The following is a 17,016-nucleotide window of genomic DNA, read 5'->3' as shown; positions in this document are numbered from 1 at the left end:
AGTGGGATTGCCCTCACCAGAGCCCCGGCACGAGGCGATAGCGCACCCGCGCCGCATAGTCGGCATAGCCCGGCAGGCCCTCGCGCAAGGTGCGCTCCTCGATCCCGATGCGGACCGCAAACAAAGCGGCGAAAAGCGGCAGCATCGCAAGTCCCCACCACGACCCCAGCAGCAGCGGCACGCCGGTGAAGAACAGGATCATGCCGCTGTACATGGGATGGCGGACGTGGGCGTAGGGGCCGGTCGAGATCACCCGCTGTGCGCGCTCGGCCTGGAGCTTCACCACGGGGGCGGCAAAGGAGTTCTCGCGGAAGACCCACATCGTGAACAGCGTCGAGGCCAGGAACAACACGAGGCCGAGGACCTGGAACGCAACCGGCATCTCGGAGGACCCAATGCGTCGGTCAAATCCTATCAGCGCCAGCCAGGCGAGCATCGTGATGACAAAGACAGTCACGAAGATCTTGTCGGCGACGGGCTGATCCCGTTGCAGAACCGGCCGCAGACGTTCGGCGAGCAGCGCCGGATCGATCCGGTAGAGCCACCAGCCGCAGAGCGGACCGAGCAGGGCAGAGGTGGCGAGGAGCACCCAGGCCGAAGGCCAGTGCCACGTTCCGGCGGAGGCGAACAACAGCGCGCCCATGCCGACGACGACGATCGTGTTCTGCAACAGGAAGCGTGCGATCATGCGCAGGATCCCGGGATGACCGCACGATCATGGTCCCGCTATCCGGCAAAGATGCGGCCGGATGCACCAAAGGCCCGATCGACCGGATCGGGCGCTTCAGCCTTGGCAAGCCTGATCAGGCGAGCTGATCGATCCGCGTACCCTGACCGGGCGGCAGCGGCGCGGGCGGCTGCGGCTTATAGGTCGGATCCTCGTCCTTAACCTTGGCCTGATCGTCCTGCTGCTTGGTCGTGTCGTAGTTCGGAACCACGATCGCGATCGGCGGCGGCGCAACGGTGGAAACCTTCATCCGCAATCCTCACACATGGAAGCAATCGAGCCTGCCCTGTGAGGAGCGAAATTTCCTTCAAGGCAATTGCTAAAATGCGAGGGAATTGGCGCGGTGGATGCGCTCTCTTTGCTTCCGCGAGTGCAAGATTTGAAAGGGGCGCGGACGCCGTTGGCTCGCAATGACGACGTATGCGGCGAGCAACATCGTGATGCTCGCACCGCGGCGGCAAGAACGTGCAAGGCTCCTATTCGTCTTTGCCGCGCGTGATCGCGATGGAGGCGTCCGACTTGGTGCGGGTGCATTCCATGTTGAGCCGCCGGTAGCGCATGCTGATCTTATCGCCGCGCAGCAGGCCCATCCGCTTCAGGCAGCGTGTCGCGCCCGTCGTGGTGTCGTCCTTCGTCACGGTGAAGACGATCGCCGCCATCGACCCCACCAGCGCATAGAACTCTGGTTTGGGCTTGCGATCGCCCTTGGCATAGAGCTCGATCGAATATTTGTCGCCGCGGCAGCCAACGGACAGCTCCTTGGCCGCCGGGTGCGTCAAATACACGATGTTGGCGGCCCGGAAATTCACCTTGAGCCGATCGACCTGGTTCGCCAGCTCCTTGGCGCTGTCGTCGCAGCGGTCGGCGCGCGCGGGGAAGGTGAGGGCCACAAGGCCGGTGATGGCGGCGGCGACCAGGATCGCGCCGCGGAGGTTCAAGTTCAATGTCATGATGAAAAGCCTCTTGCGGCGCGCATTCAAGCGTCGGCGGGCGCGAAGCGCAAGGGTGGGCGCCGGCCTTTCCACGTGCCGTGCCAATGCCTTCCCGAGCCCCTAGCCACCCTCTCCCATGCGCCCCGGTCCCTTTCTTTTCCGTCCAAAATGGGCTTAGAACGCTTCTATGCCGAGGGCCCACGTGGCCCCAAACCCCGAGATCCGCTATGAACGCTCCCACCGCCTTTCCCGACCAGTCAAAACCCGTTCCGCCCTACAAGCACACCCCGCTGTTCCCGCTGGGCAAGGACGAGACGCCCTACAAGAAGATTTCGTCCGAGGGTATCAGGGTTGAGAAGGTGCTGGGCAAGGACATGCTGGTGGTGTCGCGCGAGGCGCTGCGGGCGTTGTCGGAGGCGGCTTTCGGCGACATCAACCATTACCTGCGGCCGGGCCATCTGAAGCAGCTTCGCGCGATCCTGGAGGACGGCGGGGCGAGCCCGAATGACAAGTTCGTTGCCCTCGACTTTTTGAAGAACGCCAATATTGCCGCGGGCGGCGTGCTGCCGATGTGCCAGGACACCGGCACCGCGATCATTATGGGCAAGAAGGGCTGCAACGTCATCACCGACGGCGACGACGAGGCGGCGCTCTCGGAGGGCGCGCGCGATGCTTATCTGCGCCGCAATCTGCGCTACTCGCAGGTCGCCCCGCTCTCGATGTTTGAAGAGAAGAACACCGCCAACAACATGCCGGCGCAGTGCGAGATCTACGCCGAGGGCGACGACGCCTACAAGTTCATGTTCATGGCAAAGGGCGGCGGCTCCGCCAACAAAAGCTTTCTGTTCCAGGCCACGCCGTCCGTCCTGACCAAGGACCGGCTGCTCGCGTTTCTGAAGGAAAAGATCCTGACGCTCGGCACCGCGGCGTGCCCGCCCTATCACCTCGCCATCGTGATCGGCGGCACCTCGGCCGAGCTCTGCATGAAGACGGTGAAGCTTGCCTCCGCCCGCTATCTCGACGCGCTGCCGACCCACGGCTCGCCCGACGGCAATGCCTTCCGCGACGTCGAGATGGAGAAGGAAATCCACAAGATGACGCAGAGCTTGGGAGTGGGCGCGCAGTTCGGCGGAAAATATTTCTGCCACGACGTGCGCGTGATCCGGATGCCGCGTCATGGCGCCTCGCTGCCGATCGGGCTTGGCGTGTCCTGCTCGGCCGACCGCCAGGTGCTCGGCAAGATCACGAAGGATGGCGTTTATCTCGAGGAGCTCGAGCACAACCCGGCGCAATACCTGCCGCAGGTGGAGCAGTCGCTCGGCGGCGAGGTCGTCAAGATCGATCTCAACCAGCCCATGAAGGACATTCTGGCGACGTTCTCTAAGTACCCGATCAAGACGCGGGTCTCGATGACCGGCACCATGATCGTCGCGCGCGATTCCGCGCATGCCAAGCTGCGCGAGCGGCTGGAGAGGGGCGAGCCGCTGCCGGACTATTTCAAGAACCATCCGGTCTATTACGCCGGGCCAGCCAAGACGCCCGAAGGCTATGCCTCCGGCGCGTTCGGCCCGACAACCGCAGGCCGCATGGATTCCTTCGTCGACCAGTTCCAAGCTGCGGGCGGTTCGATGGTGATGGTGGCGAAAGGCAACCGTGCTCCGGCCGTGCGCGAGGCCTGCAAGAAATATGGCGGCTTCTATCTCGGCTCGATCGGCGGCGCCGCCGCGAACCTTGCCGAGCACTGCATCAAGAAAGTCGAGGTGCTCGAATATCCCGAGCTCGGCATGGAAGCGATCTGGCGCATCGAAGTCGTCGACTTCCCGGCGTTCATCATCATCGACGACAAGGGGAATGATTTCTTCAAGGAATTGAATTTGGGCTAGCGGCCTCACCTCGCTTGCGGCGCCGGTGAGCGTGCATGTGCTCTTACGCAAGTCCGTGATGCCCGGGATTGCACGGACCTTCTGCTGCTGCGAGCCCGTGGATGGCCGAGCATTCCCGGCCATGACGATGCGGAAAAGCTTAGGCGCGCCCTGTCGCCCTCAGCGGACGGCAGACCGGCCTTAAGCGCGCGTGCCCGTGAACGGGAAGCTACCCATCGGGCCGATGCCCATCTCGCCACTGATGCTGTCGCCCGAGACGGTGCCGGTGAATTCGAGCGTGAGCGGCATCGGATTGGTGATCGAGACCTTCCAGGAGACGTTGTCGCCGCTGACGTTGCCGTCGAAAATCTCGGCGGTACTACCTTCGGCACCCTGCGTGCCCGTGAGCGTGCCGCCCGCGGCCTTCAGGCTGAGCGTCGCCTGGCGCTCGCCCATCGGCGTCGTCATGGTCAGATTCCAGTTGCCGTCCACGGCCATTCCCGTCTCCCAAACAAAGCCCGGCGGGCCGCGACGATCCGCGGCCAGTCCTGTGGCGAGCCTATAACCCAACTCGCAGCTCCTGCCTAACGCTCCGATGGGGCAATTAGGCGCGGGCAGCGCCGCGCCGGCGGCTGGTGACGATGAGGCGCAGCACGACGTACTGCACGGCAAAGGCCAGGATCTTGGCGCCGCCTGCGACGACGGTGAGATAGAACGCCCACAGCTTCAGATCGCCGGTCGATGCGACGGCGATCATGCCGATCCCGATCACGAACATCAGCACCGCCCAGGCATAGCCCGCAGCCGTCACATATTCCGGAACGGTCTCGACGACGATCGGCGGCAGGTAGCGCAGCATCCAGCCGCGCTTGAGCATGATGAGGCCGATCGCGAAATGCGCGATCGCGGGCTTTGCCAGCATGAAGCGGGGATCATTGGTCAAGAGTGTGATCGCGCCCAGTCCAACAACGAGCGCGAGGCTCGCATAAGTCATGTAGTTGAGCTGCTGGCCCTTGACGCGGGCATAGATCACCTGCGCGATTGCGCCGGCGATCGCCACCGATGTCGCCAGGATGACGTTGTCGGTGATGAGGTAGACGGCGAGGAAGACGATGGCGGAAAAGAGGTCGGAGGCGAGGCGAGCGAATACGTCCTTCATCGTCGATCCGTGTTCAGCGGGCGCTGCGTAATGCGCGGGCGGGCGTACCGTACTTGATCTGGCGATACTCGGGATACCACTTTGTGAAGTAGATTGCGCTGTTGCGCGCGGCGAAGGCGACCGCAACACTCGACCAGAGCGGCAGCCCGGGGACGTAGAGCAGCACGAGATTGGCGGCGGCCATCAACAGCGCGGCTGCGGTCCAGGCGCCGGTTATGACGTAATTGGCGTAAAGGAAGCCAGGCATCGCCGCGGTTTCGGCCGGGACCGATTCAAGCGCATATTGCAGCGTGAAGGGACGGCGGGCTAGCATCGAGCCGAGTGAAATGACGAAGATGCCGATATCGACCGACAGCTTGACACTGAGCGTGCCGAGCCCGGGATGGACCAGTGCGAGATAGAGGCCGATTGCGGCGAACACGGCCGCCGAGCCTGCGGCCAGGATCTTCACCGAGCGGCCGCGCGCGACTCGATTGCAACGGTGGCGAGGCAGATCGCGGAGGCCGCGAACACGCTGATCGTCGCCGAGGTCACCAGCATCAGCAACGCGAAGACGGCGTAGGGCGCGAGGATCAGGAAAATCGCCATGTGCCACCTCGGTCAGGCCGAATCTTTACAACGTCAAGATACGTAGCCGAACGCGAAAATTGGGTCAAGGGAAATCTTTACAGTGTCAAAATGACGAAGGCGGCCTCTAGAAGATGAATTGCTGCAGTGGCTTGTTCGGACGCCTCCTCGGCCAATTCCGCCCAGGGGAGGCGCGACAGGATCGGCGCCGCTGCGGCGCTCAAAAGAGCCGCGGCGAGCAAGATGCCGCCGTTGAAGATGGTATGGCTGCTTCGCTTCAGTCGGATCATCTCGAATGCGAGCGCGGCGCAGGAGAGAGCGAGGACGGCGAGGCAGGCTGCTGTGATCGAGGGCATGTGCATGTGGAACCTCTTGGTGATGCATCCGCGCCGTCATGCCGGACTCGCGTGAATGCGCGCCCGGAATGACGAGGAGGGCGTTACGCCGCCCCCACCCAATTGCCGTGAAAGCCGTCGGGCACGCGGTGGCCGAGCTGGACAAGCGCGACGGGACCGGCCTCGACATCGGTGGCGTTGAACACGGCGAGGTCGCTGCGGTTCTCCCGCGCGCGCCAGACCAATGCGAGCAGCCACCCGTCGCCCTCGGCCGCATCCTTCGATCGTTCGACGAACACCGGCTCGGAGATGGTGTCGCCGGCCGGCAGCAGATAATGGCCGAGCCGTCGGCCGCTGCCGTCGACATGGACGATGCCTGAGAGCGCGTCGAACATCGGCAGCCGTGGATTGGCGCAGGCGTACCAGCCATGGCGGCTCTTCAGTCCGGCGCGGCGATCGTCGATGCGGGGGAATTCGCCGGCGAGATCGTCGAGATAAGTCTGCTGGAAGCGGTCGGTTTTTCCCGAAAGATCGAACGTCCAACGGCAGTGGCGGGCGCGCGACTTCTCCGGATCCGTCGGCCGACCGTCGGGATGCGGAAACAACGGCGGCTCCTCGAACTGCATGACGTCAGCGATGATGCGGTGATCCTCCTCCCACGCATTCATGACGTGGAAGACGTAGCAGGCCTCAGCTCGAAACCAGACGATGTCCTTTGCCGTGCCGTTGCGCTTCATCACGCCGACATAGGCGCCCTTGTCCGGCTCCCAGGCATAGGGCGGCCGTCCGCTCATCGCGCGTTCCATGCTGCCGGTGATGGGGAGGATCGGAAACAGCACATGGTTCGCGGTGACGATGAAGTCGTGCACCATGCTGGCATAGGGCGCCTCGAAACGCTCGAAGCGCGTCGCCCGTCCTGACGCATCGATCGCTCCGTAGGAGAGGGCAGGGGTCAGCGGTCCGGCCGCATTGTACCCGAAGAATACGAGTTCGCCGGTCACAGGATCGATCTTCGGATGCGCCGTGAAGCTGCCGGCGATGCGGCCTTGGTAGTTGTGATAGCCGCGCGTTGCCAGCGTACCCGGCTCGATCTCGGTCGGCAGGTGTGCTTCTTCCAGCGCCAGCAGCTTGCCGGCATGGAAGATGATGTTGGTGTTGGCGACGCCGCCGTCAGAGAGATCCGCCGGGGCATCCGGCAGCTTGCGGCCGAAGCCGCCGAACAAAGCGCGGCCGGCGTCGTGCTCGGCCAGCCATTTCGGCGTGCGGACCCAGCGGTTGCGGTAGCTCGCGCGTCCGTTCTCGAGGTGGAAGGCGTGCAGCATGCCGTCGCCCACAAACCAGTGCGCACCGGGCGACGAGAACTGCGAATTGGGGCCGTTGCGATAGAGCGTGCCGTTCAACTCGCGCGGCAATTCGCCGATGAGCTTGAGGTACGCCGCGTCGGCTTCGAAGGGAATCGGCGCGATATTGTTGCGCTGCTCGGTGACGACGTCCTGCTGCACGGCGTATCCTTCCCTATCTTTACATCGTAAAGATCAGATAGTGCCGATTGCCGTTGCGGTCAAGGGAAATCTTTACACTGTCAATATGGCGCCTTATAGCTTGTGCATGGGCAAAAGCGAAACCAGGGCGGCGCGCGGCCTGCGCCCCCCGAAGAAGACATCGTCGACCTCGCACGTCTTGCCGCGTCTCGCGCGGCGCCCGGCAGTTGCGAAGGCTGAGACACCCTATCATCACGGCGCTCTGCGGGAGGCGTTGCTCGAGGCCGCCGAACGGGTGCTGGAGCGCGACGGGCTTGCCGGCCTGACATTGCGTGCGGTGGCACGCGAGGCGGGCGTCTCGCACGCCGCTCCCACCCATCATTTCGGAGACCTCACGGGCCTGCTCAGCGAGCTCGCGGCGGTCGGCTTCCGCCAATTCAACGCGGCGATGGCAGCTTCATCCGATGCCGCGTCCACGCCGCTTGAACACGCACTGGCGCGGCCGAAAGCCTATGTTGCCTATGCGCAGGCGCATCCCGGCATGTACGGCATCATGTTTCGCACCGAGCGGCTCGATTATTCCAGGCCCTCGCTGCGCGAGGCGGCCGAAGCCTCCTTTGCCGGGCTCGCCAATGCCGTCGGCATGATGCGCCAGGAGCAGATCAGCGGCGATGCGCTGACCTTGAACCAGGGCGCGGCGATCGCGCGGGCCTGGTCGCTGGTGCACGGCTTCACCATGCTGCTGCTCGATGGCCGGCTCGAAGATATCCTGGAGAGGTTGCCCGAGGGAACGACGGCCGAACGGCTGCTCGAGGCGATGCTGACGTCGCCCGTGACCACGAAATTGCCGCCTGGCGGCTGTTTGCCCCCGGCGAAGACCTAGCGCATGGTCGCGAGCTCGACGGCGCGGCCTCTTGTGCCGATGATCTTGACCTCGTCCTTGCCGCACCTGAAGCCGCGGGCGAAATCGTCGGCGGCCTTGCGCGCGAGCTCATTGGCGGTGGGATTCGCGATCGCATCGACATAGGCGACGTGACAGACCGGACCCGGCGGCAGCCGGGTCACGACCAGCATGGCTTTGGTGTTCGGCCGCCCCTGCTTGTCGGGATCGCTGCTGTCGGCGATATGCCAGCGCTGAATGATCGCAAATGGCTTGGCGCCCGCAGCTCGCCATTCGACAGTCGTGTCCGATGAATTGAAGGGAGCGAACCAAACTTTGGCCGCCGGCTCCTCGGCCGCTTCCTTGCGATTGCGGCCGACCGAGACGACCTCGCGAAGATCATCCTCGGCGATCAGCACTACGAGGCCGGACTTGCCCGGACAGACCCGCATGGTGCTGCCGTCGAGCGCGCTGGGCTTACCGATCTGGCGGCAATCTTTCGGCGCGGTCGAGGTGTAGATGCCGCCCACGGACTCGGCGCAAGCCCAATTGACGGCGGCGCATATCAGCAACACGGATAGGCATGTGGTGACGATGCGGATCATGATGACGCTTCGATGCAGCTGGAACTTCGTAGCATCAGACGTCTTGACTGTGGGCAAGGTTCAAAAGCGCCTCCAGGCACCTGACAGCGGCGCGGAATCGTTCTAGAAGAGCGGCTCGCCTGGGCCGCTCCGGCCCCGTTCGCGTCCTCGTTCTCTTGATCATGCCAGCCATATCCTCGAACAAACCTTATCGCGTCGGCCGTTCCAAGACAGGGCTCGGCCTCTTTGCCACCAAGCCGATCAAGAAGGGCACCCGGATCATCCGCTATTTCGGGCCGATCCTGGACTCGCGGATTCCGGCGCACGACGAGATCGAGAACAAATATCTGTTCGAGCTCAACGGGCGCTGGACCATCGACGGATCGGTGCGCAAGAATCTCGCCCGTTACATCAATCATTCCTGCCGGCCCAACGCCGAGTCCGACGTCCGCCCGCGCGAGCGCAAGGTCTTCATCCGCGCCATCAAGAACATCGAGCCGGGCGACGAGATCAACTACGACTACGGCACCGACTATTTCAAAGCCTATCTGAAGCCGATCGGCTGCAAGTGCGATTCCTGCGAGAAGAAGCGCAAGAAGCTGCGCGCCGAGGCGCGGGCCCAACGCACCAAGGCGAAGGCGCGGGCCGAGCGCAAGGCCGCGAAGGCGGGCGCCAAGAGTGCGAAAAAGAAGGCTCCCAAAAAGAACCAGCTCAACGGTCACGCCGTCGCCAAGACGAACGGCCGCGCGCGGGCGTAGGAATCCAAGATTCCGGGGCGGTGCGCAGCGAACTACGGTGCGCCCTTGCGCACCTGAGAATCTCGAGATTCCGGGTCTGGTGCTGCCGCACCAGCCCGGAATGGCAGTGATCGGTAGGTCACGCCGCCACCGCACTCGCGCTCCTCCGCAACCCCACATATTGCAACTCCGCGAACACGCCGGTCGCGATGGCTTGCGCCACAACCATCAGCTCGCCCATGAGGTTCGGCGACACCGCGCCTGAAAGCAGCAGCGCGATGCTGCCGACCGTCCAGGCCGCGTTGCCGATCACGACCAGCAGCACGAGCGCCTTGGAAACAGATGCACGCGCGGCGAGCCAGCCGACCAGTACGGTGTAGGCAATCAGGAACAGGCCGGTCTCACCCAGCAGCGCTTCGGGAAGGTTGAACAGCGAGGCGAACGTGCTCGCGCCGAAAGTGAAACCCAGCGCGGCGACGCCGCTGAAGACGGCATCGGCGAGCAGTGCACGGCGCAGGAAAGTGGACGCTTCGATCATCGTGGTTCTCCTTGGTTGAGGTCGAGGGACATCACCGCAATCCGCGCCACCAGGCGCGGACGAGGCGGGCGAGGCGGAACGGGCACAGGCTCCTGCCGACGCCGTGCTCGAAGGCGATGACCTGCGCGACGACATAGTCGCCGGTCGAATGCACGAGCGGCTCCGGGACGTTGAGGCTGCGCGCCAGCATCCGGGTTGCGAAGGCCATGGCCCAGGGGAAGACGTGGTCAGCGATGGTCCGGTAGAGCAGCAGCGCGATCATGGTCATCTCCTGTTGCGACCGACGATGCGCGCGTCCGCGCCTCAATTCGATTACCTCGCGGGTAATGGAAGGGCCGAAATTCGCATGCTAGGTTTTCGATCATGAAGGCACATGCATCCACGGCACGTACTGAACGCAGCCAACCGGTCCATATCGGCGACCATTTGCGAGAATGGCGGCAGCGCCGCCGCATGAGCCAGCTCGATCTCGCCGGCGAGGCCGAGATCTCCGCGCGCCATTTGAGCTTCGTCGAGACCGGCCGCGCCGCGCCCTCGCGCGACATGGTGCTCAGGCTCGCCGAGCGCCTCGACGTGCCCTTGCGCGAACGCAACGTGCTGCTGGTCGCGGCCGGCTATGCGCCGGCGTTCCCGCAGCGCCCGCTGGAGGATCCCGCCTTGACATCAGCCCGCCAGGCGATCGACCTCGTCCTCAAGGCACATGAGCCCAATCCGGCACTGGCGGTGGACCGGCATTGGAACCTGGTCTCGTCCAACCGCATGATGGCGCCGCTGCTCGACGGCATCCCGCAGCATCTGCTCGGCCAGCCCTTGAACGTGTTGCGACTTGCCTTTCATCCCGAGGCGCTGGCGCCGCGTACCGTCAATCTTGCGGAATGGTGCGGGCATCTGCTCGAGCGGCTGCACCGGCAATGCGAGGCGACCGCCGATCCTGAACTGATCAAGTTGTATAACGATCTAAAAAGCTACCCCATCCCGGCGCGTGCGGCGCCGCTGCCGAGCGACAATGTCGCGATCCCGTTCAAGCTGCGCCACCAGGGTGAGATCCTGAGCTTCTTTTCCACCACCATGGTGTTCGGCACGCCCGTCGACATCACTCTGTCGGAGCTGGCGCTGGAGACCTTCTTCCCGGCGGACGAGCGCACTGCCGAGCGGCTGAAGCAGATGGCGGCCACACTTTCTTAGCCGCGTTTACAGGGTGCACGAGGGCCCGCATAATCGGCGGATGGATACACGCTCGTCCCGGTCCTTGCGGCCGGCCAATCCGGTCGGCAATCTCCTGCGCGCCTGGCGCATGCGCCGTAAGTTGAGCCAGGCGGAGCTGGCGTTCGAGGCCGGCATCTCGGTCAAGCATCTCAGTCATGTCGAGACCGGCAAGGCGGCGGCCAGTCGGGACATCCTCCTCCAGCTCGCCTCCGCGCTCGATTTGTCGCTGCGCGACCGCAATGCGCTGCTCGAGGCCGGCGGCTTCGCGCGGCAATATGGCGAGCGCGACCTCGCCGCGCCCGAGCTTGCCGATGCGCGGCGTGCCATCGATCTTCTGCTCAGCCGTCACGAGCCATTTCCCGCGATCGTCACCGACCGGCGCTGGAACGTGAAACAGGCCAACCGCGCCGCCTCGCGTCTGATGACGATGCTGCTTGGCTCTGAACGTATGCAGCGTCCGCTCAACCATATGCGCATGTTCCTCGCGCCGGACGAGCTCAAGCCGTTCGTCGAGAACTGGCCAATTGTCGCGGCAGCGCTGTTGTCGCGGGCGCGTCATGAAGCGATGGCCGCCCCGCTCGACGATGCCCTGCAATCGACCTGGCGCGAATTGATGCGCTTGCCGGAGCTGCCGGCGCCTCAACTCGAGGACGAGGCCGTGCCGGGGCCGTTGTGCGAGGTGCGCCTGCGCAAAGGTGAGGTCGGCATCGGCCTGATCGGTGCGGTCCTGACGCTCGGCACGCCGCAGGACGTCACGCTCCAGGAGCTTCGTGTCGAGATGTTCATGCCGGCGGATGCAGGGTCCGAGACCACGCTGATCGCGCTTGCGTCTCAGGACGCCTGAGCCTGCACGGCCTCACGCCGCTCGAAGCTCAGGGCCTGCATCACCTCGGCAAACGGACCGTTGCGATCGCTCAGCGTCGCCGTGGTCAGGCCCGCGCCGTTGGCGCCGACGCCCGTCGCCGCGCGGATCAGGATCCATTCGCCCTCCGGCGGCCGGACGAAATAGAGGCTGATCTCGGGATTGATGAAGGTCCATTGGCGCATATCGACGATCTGCGCGACGCCGCTGGAGAAGTCAGCGGCCTGCACCGCCTGGAGCAGCGGCGTGTTCGGCTCGCCTTCGACCAGCGCGGCGTCGAGCCGCATCCAGGCGGCGGCCGGACCCGGCTTCTCCAGTGCGCCCTCGATCAGCCGCACCGTCACATTCTGGAAATAGCGGCTCCATTTCTGCGCGAAGGCCGGCGGCGGCGTGCCTGCCTCGGGCGCCTGGTCGAGCGCTGCGGGCGCCGCGAAGGGATCGACCGGCGATTTTCCGCTCTGCGCCGTCAGCAGCGCCGTGCAGCGGCCGATCTCGGTCTCGCCGTCCATCAGCCGCACTTGCGCGGTCTTGGCCTTGCGCCCGTCGCGCAGCAGTTCAGTGGTGGTCCTGAAGGCGCGCAGGCCTGCCGGTCGCCAGAGATCGAAGGTCAGGCGCCGCACCGCAAAGCCCGATTCGGTTGCGAGCCGCTCGACCTCACGGGCCATCAGCGCGGTGGTAGCGCTTCCCTGCAACATGTCCGGCGACCACGGACCGCCGGCATGCTCCGTAGCCCGAAATTGATGACCTTCCGGCCTGAAAATGGCTGTCATTGCAGTCTCCCGCTGGCTCGATCGTGCAGCGAGTATCGGGGCGGGTTGCGTTTCCTACAATAACCGCAGAGGTGAAGTCGTGAGCCATGCGGGACGGGCGCCTTGCGCGGCCTCTGGTTCGGCTTATCTTCCGATGGACCCGTAGACTGCCCGAAGGAAGCGCCGCCATGAGCACGCTGAAACCGCTCCAGATCGACGTCGTCTCCGACGTGGTGTGCCCCTGGTGCTATATCGGCAAACACCGCATCGAGAGCGCGTTGGCGCTCGTGCCTGATGTTCCGGTCAAGCTCAACTTCCGGCCCTTCTTCCTCAATCCCTGGGTGCCGCGCGAGGGCATCAGCCGCGAGGACTATCTCACCCAGAAGTTTGGCTCGGTCGAGGCCTATAAGGGCATTGCCGGGCGCGTCGTCGCGGCCGCAAGCGAGGAGGGGCTCGTCTACCGGCCTGAGCTCGTGGCGCGTCAGCCCAACACGACCGATTGCCATCGCCTGATCCTCTGGGCCGAGGCGATCGGCAAGGCGCCCGAGATGAAGCAGCGCCTGATGGAGCTCTATTTCCGCGACGGCGGCGACCTCACCGACGTCAACGTGCTGGTGCAGGCGGCCGCCGATGTTGGCCTCGATGCCGACGACGTGCGCAAGCGCCTTGCCACCGACGAGGATGTCGCGCGCGTTTCGGCGGACGCACAGGAGGCCGCCGAGAAAGGCATCTCCGGCGTGCCGACCTATGTGTTCGCACAGAAATACGCCGTCTCCGGCGCGCAGGATCCGAACCTGCTCGCGCGCGCCATCCGCCAGGTCTCGGCGGAGGTCAACGCGCAGGCGGCGGAGTAGCTTTCTCTTATTTGCGGAGCCGATGGACCACGCCTCGCGCGGCCTGGTGCGCGACGTTGAGGCCGGCCAGCGCGGCATGAATGAGCGCGACGACCGGATCATTCCGCCGCAGCGGGACCAGCACGTCGCCGATTGCGAAGCGCCCGCGCCAGATCGGGTTGATCATGGGGTGGTTGGCGCTGGCCATCGAATCCGCGCTGGCAATGGCCGGATCAGCGCAGAGATGGCGAGTGAGGTCGAGCGTGAGCTGCACGCCCGGCGAATATCTTGCAAAGCGCTCGTCGATGCCGAGCTTGAAGAAGAAGGCGCGGTCCTGATGGCGCAGCACGACGCCGGCGGCGACCGGTGTCGTGCCGGCGCGCAGCGTGATGATCTCGCATTGCGCGGTTTCCGCCAGCGCCGCGACGGCGCGGCGGATGAAGGTCGCATCGCCCGCATGCTGGATTAGCGCGGTGCCGCGCTTGCCCTTCCAGCCGCTGGCCTCGAGCTGCAGGAACGTTTCCAGCGCGGGCCCGATCTCGTCGCGCCCTCGCGCGACCTCGAACACGACCGCGCCGTTTTCTTCGAGCCGATGGCGCTGGCGCCGCAGCTCCTTGAGCTTCCTGGCGCCGAGCGCTTCGCGCAGCAGCGCATCGCCGTCTTGCGTCGCATCGAGGCTGGCACGGATGTAGGAGCTGAGCACGCGCGGTCTCAGGCCGTCGCGATTGAGAACCTGATTGAGGGTGATCATCGCAGCGCCATCGAGCGCAACGTCATTCAGCACCAGCGCATGGGCTCCCGCCTCGCGCGCCTGCTGCAACAGACGCATAGCGGCCTCGATCGGGGCGTCGCGGTCGATCAGCGGGCTACACAGCGTGCCATAGGGATGCGCGCTCACCAGCGCGGGCAGGGGAATCTTCCAGGCGCGCCAGAGCGAGATCACCGGCATCAGTCCGATCAGCCGCGCCGAAGATCCGTCGAATGCGGGCAGTGCCGAGGCCGAGCTGCGGCCGCGCGCGGTTGCGCTGACGGCAAGCTCCCAGCCGGGCAAGTAGTAGCCGTTCGGCTCGACCGCCCGCTGCGCGAGCGCGCGCCATTGACCGGGGTCAATGGAGGTGAGCGGAACGAGCGCGCGCGCGGCCACAGCATCCCTTGCCGATGCCGGCTTGACCGCTGCCTGCTGCGCGATGTCGACCACGTCCCGTCGTTCCCCGTTCATGCAGGCCAAGGCCGCGTTACGGCCATGCTTAGCGCAACGATTGGAAAGATACCGTTGGGATGCTGCGTCAATTCGAGCGGTCGTGTTAACGTCTCGTTGACATTCCGGCGGCACTGCGCCGGTTGTAGCGGATGGGCGAGGGGTGCTCGACCGGAGGGATTAAGATGATCGCCACACCTTTCACGCCGCTGGCTTCGCTTCTGGGCGGGGCGCTGATCGGAATGTCCGCGGTGCTTCTAATGTGGGCGACGGGACGAATCGCCGGCGTCAGCGGCATCGCGGCGCGGCTGTTCCCGCCTTATGAGGATCGCGAATTCCCCGGCCGGCTCGCCTTCGTCGCGGGTCTCATCCTCGCGCCTGTGCTGGTTCGATTCACCACCGGAGGCCTGCCCGAGCAGACTATACTGGCGGGAACGCCGGTGCTGATCGTTGCGGGATTACTGACGGGATTTGGCGCAGTGTGGGGCAGCGGTTGCACGTCCGGCCATGGCGTCTGCGGCCTGTCGCGGCTGTCGGTGCGCTCGCTGGTCGCGACCATCATCTTCATGGCGGCAGGCATGGCGACCGTCTTCGTGATGCGGCACGGGAGCTGACGGCGATGGCAATTTTCGTTCAGTTCGCGATCGGCCTGATCTTCGGCGTCGGCCTCATCGTCTCCGGAATGTCGAATCCAGCAAAGGTCTTGAATTTCCTCGATGCCGCCGGCATCCCGGCAGGGACGTGGGATCCGAGCCTCGCGTTCGTGATGGCCGGCGCTGTGGCCGTGACTTTCGTCGGCTTCAATCGCGTCCTGAGGCTGGGACGTCCATTTTTCGCCGAGCGATTTTATCTTCCCACGCGAGCAGACGTCGATCGGAGAATAGTGGTTGGTCCGGCGATCTTCGGCATTGGCTGGGGATTGGCGGGGTTCTGCCCGGGACCGGCGCTGACGGCGCTCGGATTTGGCTCGAGCTCCGCCCTCATTTTCGCCGCGGCGATGTTTGCCGGCATGTTGCTTGCGCGGTTCACCGCGCATTTGCCATCGAGGGCGCGCGTCATGACGCCGGCCGATCCGCACGAAACCTGATATGAAGGGACCGGGCGAGTCGTCTCGTCCGGTCCCGGCCATCAAGCGTTCATGGATTACCAGCGGTCGTCGACACCGACGCCGACGCTGACGCCAGGTGCGCGAATGCCGACGCCGGCGCGCGGTCCGTCATCCCAATCGCGATGATAGGTCCGACGCTCGTAATAGCGCTCGCGCGGCATGTAGTTATAGGAATCCCGCACGATCACGCGCGAACCGCCGCGCGTCCGATAGCAGCGGCCAGCGTCGTCACAGACAAGTCGTACCTGCTGGACGAGATCCGGATTGGTGTACTCGCTGCTCGTATAGATATCGGAAGCCTTCGCACCCGATGCGGCTGCCAAAGCACCGACACCCGCCAACAGCGCAATAGTCAACATCCTCATCATGTCCTCCTCGAAACTGCCCTCGGCGGTAACAAGAAGGGGAGGCGGTGATCGTTCCCGTCCGCGATGCTGGTTTTTCCCGGAACCGCAGCTTCGTTACAGCGATTTGTTCCTAGATCGGCTCGTAAGTCTCGGTCCCGCAGATGTCGTCGGCGTCCGCCCGCCGGCGGTCGACGACCTTTCCGGCGTTGATGGTCACGATGTAGGTCTGGGCGCCAAGCGGCGTGCCGGTCGCGGAGGTGAGCTGCGCGCGGACGCAGGCCGTCCAGCCCGGCCCTCGCAGCTCGCGATGAGGCGGGGCGACGTGCACCTCGCGCGGATAGGAGGTGGCGAGGAAGACGACGTCGATCTGCTCGCGCACCAGGCGCTTGACGTCCGGGGGCGGCTCGGGCGGCGGCTGCTCGGCCTCCTTCATGCGCATGAACTCCGGCACCGGCGCGCGGCTGTCGGCAAAGCCACAGGCACCGAGCGCGAGCGCGCCGGCGAGCAGCGCCCCATGAGCAATGATCCGCAACATCCCTTGAAGGTCCCCTGCGGGCCAACAGATAGGCACGAATGCGATCCGGCGAAGTCCGCTCCGTTCAAAATTTGCTGAAGACGCGGAAACCGGGGCATTTGCGAATACGGGATTGCGGGCTAGTTTGTATCCCACATCAGGGGGATTGCACGGATGAGGATTTTGGTCATCGCGGCCGCGGTGCTGGCGCTGGCGGCTGGATCGGCGGAGGCGCAGGGCCGGCGCCAGCCCAGTGAGGGTGCAAAGCCGGCTGACACCCAAGATCGACGAAAAGGCCTACAAGGCTGCGCTCGAGCGCATTCCCGAGCCCAAGGAAAAGTACGATCCGTGGGGCGGGGCCCGCCCTGGCGAGCCCACCAAGAAGCCGAAATAGAAC

At 64.9% G+C, this 17,016-nt stretch carries 22 protein-coding genes and 2 pseudogenes; 9 read left to right on the top strand and 15 right to left on the bottom strand.

The features are described 5' to 3' along the window. Window positions 1-13 precede the first annotated feature (13 nt). The 3 genes from IVA98_RS22195 to IVA98_RS22185 form a co-directional block, all read right to left on the bottom strand. The gene (locus tag IVA98_RS22195) at window positions 14-688 is read right to left on the bottom strand and encodes a methyltransferase family protein (protein WP_247296479.1); all 675 of its coding nucleotides are present in this window, start codon (window positions 686-688) and stop codon (window positions 14-16) included. A gap of 115 nt (window positions 689-803) precedes the next feature. Further along, complete coding sequence (locus tag IVA98_RS22190; RefSeq protein ID WP_247278050.1) at window positions 804-977, bottom strand: hypothetical protein; 174 nt, start codon at window positions 975-977, stop codon at window positions 804-806. A 226-nt stretch (window positions 978-1,203) separates the two neighbouring features. Further along, a complete protein-coding gene (locus IVA98_RS22185; RefSeq protein ID WP_247296481.1) occupies window positions 1,204-1,677 on the bottom strand; it encodes a hypothetical protein in 474 nt (157 codons plus the stop codon). A 209-nt stretch (window positions 1,678-1,886) separates the two neighbouring features. Here IVA98_RS22185 and IVA98_RS22180 point away from each other — a divergent pair, with 209 nt between their 5' ends. Next, window positions 1,887-3,542, top strand: coding sequence for a fumarate hydratase (locus IVA98_RS22180; protein ID WP_247296483.1), 1,656 nt, complete (start codon window positions 1,887-1,889; stop codon window positions 3,540-3,542). Window positions 3,543-3,722: 180 nt separating this feature from the next. On the opposite strand, the gene IVA98_RS22175 is transcribed toward IVA98_RS22180, so the two are convergent. From IVA98_RS22175 to IVA98_RS22155, 5 genes and pseudogenes are all read right to left on the bottom strand, one after another. Next, window positions 3,723-4,019 carry a hypothetical protein gene (locus IVA98_RS22175; protein WP_247280643.1) on the bottom strand — a complete coding sequence of 99 codons (297 nt, stop codon included), beginning with the start codon at window positions 4,017-4,019 and terminating at the stop codon, window positions 3,723-3,725. Window positions 4,020-4,125: 106 nt separating this feature from the next. Next, window positions 4,126-4,680: an inner membrane-spanning protein YciB gene (locus IVA98_RS22170; RefSeq protein ID WP_247334459.1), complete on the bottom strand. Its 555-nt coding sequence runs from the start codon at window positions 4,678-4,680 to the stop codon at window positions 4,126-4,128. Between the two features lie 13 nt (window positions 4,681-4,693). Beyond that, window positions 4,694-5,268 (bottom strand): annotated as a pseudogene (locus IVA98_RS22165) (hypothetical protein). 77 nt (window positions 5,269-5,345) lie between these two features. Beyond that, window positions 5,346-5,609: a hypothetical protein gene (locus IVA98_RS22160; protein ID WP_247296488.1), complete on the bottom strand. Its 264-nt coding sequence runs from the start codon at window positions 5,607-5,609 to the stop codon at window positions 5,346-5,348. Window positions 5,610-5,686: 77 nt separating this feature from the next. Then, window positions 5,687-7,084 (bottom strand): carotenoid oxygenase family protein, encoded by a 1,398-nt coding sequence (locus IVA98_RS22155; protein WP_247296490.1) that lies wholly within the window; start codon window positions 7,082-7,084, stop codon window positions 5,687-5,689. A gap of 106 nt (window positions 7,085-7,190) precedes the next feature. On the opposite strand from IVA98_RS22155, the gene IVA98_RS22150 reads away from it, so the two are divergent. Continuing rightward, window positions 7,191-7,946 (top strand): TetR/AcrR family transcriptional regulator, encoded by a 756-nt coding sequence (locus tag IVA98_RS22150; protein ID WP_247280761.1) that lies wholly within the window; start codon window positions 7,191-7,193, stop codon window positions 7,944-7,946. Here the strand turns inward: IVA98_RS22150 and IVA98_RS22145 are convergent. Beyond that, the gene (locus IVA98_RS22145) at window positions 7,943-8,548 is read right to left on the bottom strand and encodes a hypothetical protein (RefSeq protein WP_247280648.1); all 606 of its coding nucleotides are present in this window, start codon (window positions 8,546-8,548) and stop codon (window positions 7,943-7,945) included. The two genes, IVA98_RS22150 and IVA98_RS22145, sit on opposite strands and share 4 nt — an antisense overlap. Before the next feature lie 161 nt (window positions 8,549-8,709). On the opposite strand from IVA98_RS22145, the gene IVA98_RS22140 reads away from it, so the two are divergent. Continuing rightward, a complete protein-coding gene (locus IVA98_RS22140; protein WP_247280649.1) occupies window positions 8,710-9,285 on the top strand; it encodes an SET domain-containing protein in 576 nt (191 codons plus the stop codon). A 118-nt stretch (window positions 9,286-9,403) separates the two neighbouring features. Here the strand turns inward: IVA98_RS22140 and IVA98_RS22135 are convergent, their stop codons facing one another. Together IVA98_RS22135 and IVA98_RS22130 are read right to left on the bottom strand one after the other, a co-directional pair. Next, window positions 9,404-9,802 carry a hypothetical protein gene (locus IVA98_RS22135; protein WP_247280650.1) on the bottom strand — a complete coding sequence of 133 codons (399 nt, stop codon included), beginning with the start codon at window positions 9,800-9,802 and terminating at the stop codon, window positions 9,404-9,406. 31 nt (window positions 9,803-9,833) lie between these two features. After that, window positions 9,834-10,064 (bottom strand): hypothetical protein, encoded by a 231-nt coding sequence (locus IVA98_RS22130; RefSeq protein ID WP_247296494.1) that lies wholly within the window; start codon window positions 10,062-10,064, stop codon window positions 9,834-9,836. A 101-nt stretch (window positions 10,065-10,165) separates the two neighbouring features. On the opposite strand from IVA98_RS22130, the gene IVA98_RS22125 reads away from it, so the two are divergent. Then, a complete protein-coding gene (locus IVA98_RS22125; RefSeq protein ID WP_247296496.1) occupies window positions 10,166-10,987 on the top strand; it encodes a helix-turn-helix domain-containing protein in 822 nt (273 codons plus the stop codon). Window positions 10,988-11,027: 40 nt separating this feature from the next. After that, window positions 11,028-11,852, top strand: coding sequence for a helix-turn-helix domain-containing protein (locus tag IVA98_RS22120; protein WP_247296498.1), 825 nt, complete (start codon window positions 11,028-11,030; stop codon window positions 11,850-11,852). Here IVA98_RS22120 and IVA98_RS22115 read toward each other — a convergent pair. Further along, a complete protein-coding gene (locus tag IVA98_RS22115; protein ID WP_247296500.1) occupies window positions 11,840-12,640 on the bottom strand; it encodes a thioesterase family protein in 801 nt (266 codons plus the stop codon). The genes IVA98_RS22120 and IVA98_RS22115 overlap by 13 nt on opposite strands. Window positions 12,641-12,807: 167 nt before the next feature. Here IVA98_RS22115 and IVA98_RS22110 point away from each other — a divergent pair, with 167 nt between their 5' ends. Continuing rightward, window positions 12,808-13,473, top strand: a complete 666-nt coding sequence (locus IVA98_RS22110; protein WP_247296502.1) for a DsbA family oxidoreductase — start codon at window positions 12,808-12,810, stop codon at window positions 13,471-13,473. A gap of 7 nt (window positions 13,474-13,480) precedes the next feature. Here the strand turns inward: IVA98_RS22110 and IVA98_RS22105 are convergent, their stop codons facing one another. Continuing rightward, on the bottom strand, window positions 13,481-14,650 hold the full coding sequence (locus IVA98_RS22105) for a GNAT family N-acetyltransferase (protein ID WP_247334463.1): 1,170 nt from the start codon (window positions 14,648-14,650) through the stop codon (window positions 13,481-13,483). A 185-nt stretch (window positions 14,651-14,835) separates the two neighbouring features. Between IVA98_RS22105 and IVA98_RS22100 the strand changes: the two genes are divergently transcribed. Continuing rightward, window positions 14,836-15,264 carry a YeeE/YedE family protein gene (locus IVA98_RS22100; protein ID WP_247296508.1) on the top strand — a complete coding sequence of 143 codons (429 nt, stop codon included), beginning with the start codon at window positions 14,836-14,838 and terminating at the stop codon, window positions 15,262-15,264. 5 nt (window positions 15,265-15,269) lie between these two features. Then, window positions 15,270-15,737, top strand: coding sequence for a YeeE/YedE family protein (locus IVA98_RS22095; protein ID WP_247296511.1), 468 nt, complete (start codon window positions 15,270-15,272; stop codon window positions 15,735-15,737). A 56-nt stretch (window positions 15,738-15,793) separates the two neighbouring features. Here the strand turns inward: IVA98_RS22095 and IVA98_RS22090 are convergent, their stop codons facing one another. Both IVA98_RS22090 and IVA98_RS22085 read right to left on the bottom strand, forming a co-directional pair. Further along, window positions 15,794-16,126, bottom strand: a complete 333-nt coding sequence (locus tag IVA98_RS22090; RefSeq protein WP_247280659.1) for a hypothetical protein — start codon at window positions 16,124-16,126, stop codon at window positions 15,794-15,796. Window positions 16,127-16,235: 109 nt separating this feature from the next. Beyond that, window positions 16,236-16,640, bottom strand: a complete 405-nt coding sequence (locus IVA98_RS22085) for a hypothetical protein (protein ID WP_247355513.1) — start codon at window positions 16,638-16,640, stop codon at window positions 16,236-16,238. Window positions 16,641-16,793: 153 nt separating this feature from the next. Here IVA98_RS22085 and IVA98_RS22080 point away from each other — a divergent pair. Next, window positions 16,794-17,013: pseudogene (locus IVA98_RS22080) on the top strand (hypothetical protein). Window positions 17,014-17,016 lie beyond the last annotated feature (3 nt).

Origin of the sequence: Bradyrhizobium sp. 160 (assembly GCF_023073735.1) — a bacterium.
GTDB lineage: Bacteria > Pseudomonadota > Alphaproteobacteria > Rhizobiales > Xanthobacteraceae > Bradyrhizobium.
The sequence above is the reverse complement of the archived record's forward strand: the minus strand, read 5'-3'. Positions and strand labels throughout refer to the sequence as shown.

Excerpts from the sequence above, each read along its gene's own strand:
- IVA98_RS22120 (WP_247296498.1), top strand. The coding sequence starts at position 11,028 with ATGGATACACGCTCGTCCCGGTCCTTGCGGCCGGCCAATCCGGTCGGC.
- IVA98_RS22100 (WP_247296508.1), top strand. The coding sequence starts at position 14,836 with ATGATCGCCACACCTTTCACGCCGCTGGCTTCGCTTCTGGGCGGGGCG.
- IVA98_RS22145 (WP_247280648.1), bottom strand. The coding sequence starts at position 8,548 with ATGATCCGCATCGTCACCACATGCCTATCCGTGTTGCTGATATGCGCC.
- IVA98_RS22170 (WP_247334459.1), bottom strand. The coding sequence starts at position 4,680 with ATGAAGGACGTATTCGCTCGCCTCGCCTCCGACCTCTTTTCCGCCATC.
- IVA98_RS22090 (WP_247280659.1), bottom strand. The coding sequence starts at position 16,126 with ATGATGAGGATGTTGACTATTGCGCTGTTGGCGGGTGTCGGTGCTTTG.
- IVA98_RS22175 (WP_247280643.1), bottom strand. The coding sequence starts at position 4,019 with ATGGCCGTGGACGGCAACTGGAATCTGACCATGACGACGCCGATGGGC.
- IVA98_RS22125 (WP_247296496.1), top strand. The coding sequence starts at position 10,166 with ATGAAGGCACATGCATCCACGGCACGTACTGAACGCAGCCAACCGGTC.
- IVA98_RS22195 (WP_247296479.1), bottom strand. The coding sequence starts at position 688 with ATGATCGCACGCTTCCTGTTGCAGAACACGATCGTCGTCGTCGGCATG.
- IVA98_RS22185 (WP_247296481.1), bottom strand. The coding sequence starts at position 1,677 with ATGACATTGAACTTGAACCTCCGCGGCGCGATCCTGGTCGCCGCCGCC.
- IVA98_RS22130 (WP_247296494.1), bottom strand. The coding sequence starts at position 10,064 with ATGATCGCGCTGCTGCTCTACCGGACCATCGCTGACCACGTCTTCCCC.
- IVA98_RS22095 (WP_247296511.1), top strand. The coding sequence starts at position 15,270 with ATGGCAATTTTCGTTCAGTTCGCGATCGGCCTGATCTTCGGCGTCGGC.
- IVA98_RS22180 (WP_247296483.1), top strand. The coding sequence starts at position 1,887 with ATGAACGCTCCCACCGCCTTTCCCGACCAGTCAAAACCCGTTCCGCCC.
- IVA98_RS22150 (WP_247280761.1), top strand. The coding sequence starts at position 7,191 with ATGGGCAAAAGCGAAACCAGGGCGGCGCGCGGCCTGCGCCCCCCGAAG.
- IVA98_RS22135 (WP_247280650.1), bottom strand. The coding sequence starts at position 9,802 with ATGATCGAAGCGTCCACTTTCCTGCGCCGTGCACTGCTCGCCGATGCC.
- IVA98_RS22085 (WP_247355513.1), bottom strand. The coding sequence starts at position 16,640 with ATGTTGCGGATCATTGCTCATGGGGCGCTGCTCGCCGGCGCGCTCGCG.
- IVA98_RS22140 (WP_247280649.1), top strand. The coding sequence starts at position 8,710 with ATGCCAGCCATATCCTCGAACAAACCTTATCGCGTCGGCCGTTCCAAG.
- IVA98_RS22115 (WP_247296500.1), bottom strand. The coding sequence starts at position 12,640 with ATGACAGCCATTTTCAGGCCGGAAGGTCATCAATTTCGGGCTACGGAG.
- IVA98_RS22190 (WP_247278050.1), bottom strand. The coding sequence starts at position 977 with ATGAAGGTTTCCACCGTTGCGCCGCCGCCGATCGCGATCGTGGTTCCG.
- IVA98_RS22160 (WP_247296488.1), bottom strand. The coding sequence starts at position 5,609 with ATGCACATGCCCTCGATCACAGCAGCCTGCCTCGCCGTCCTCGCTCTC.
- IVA98_RS22110 (WP_247296502.1), top strand. The coding sequence starts at position 12,808 with ATGAGCACGCTGAAACCGCTCCAGATCGACGTCGTCTCCGACGTGGTG.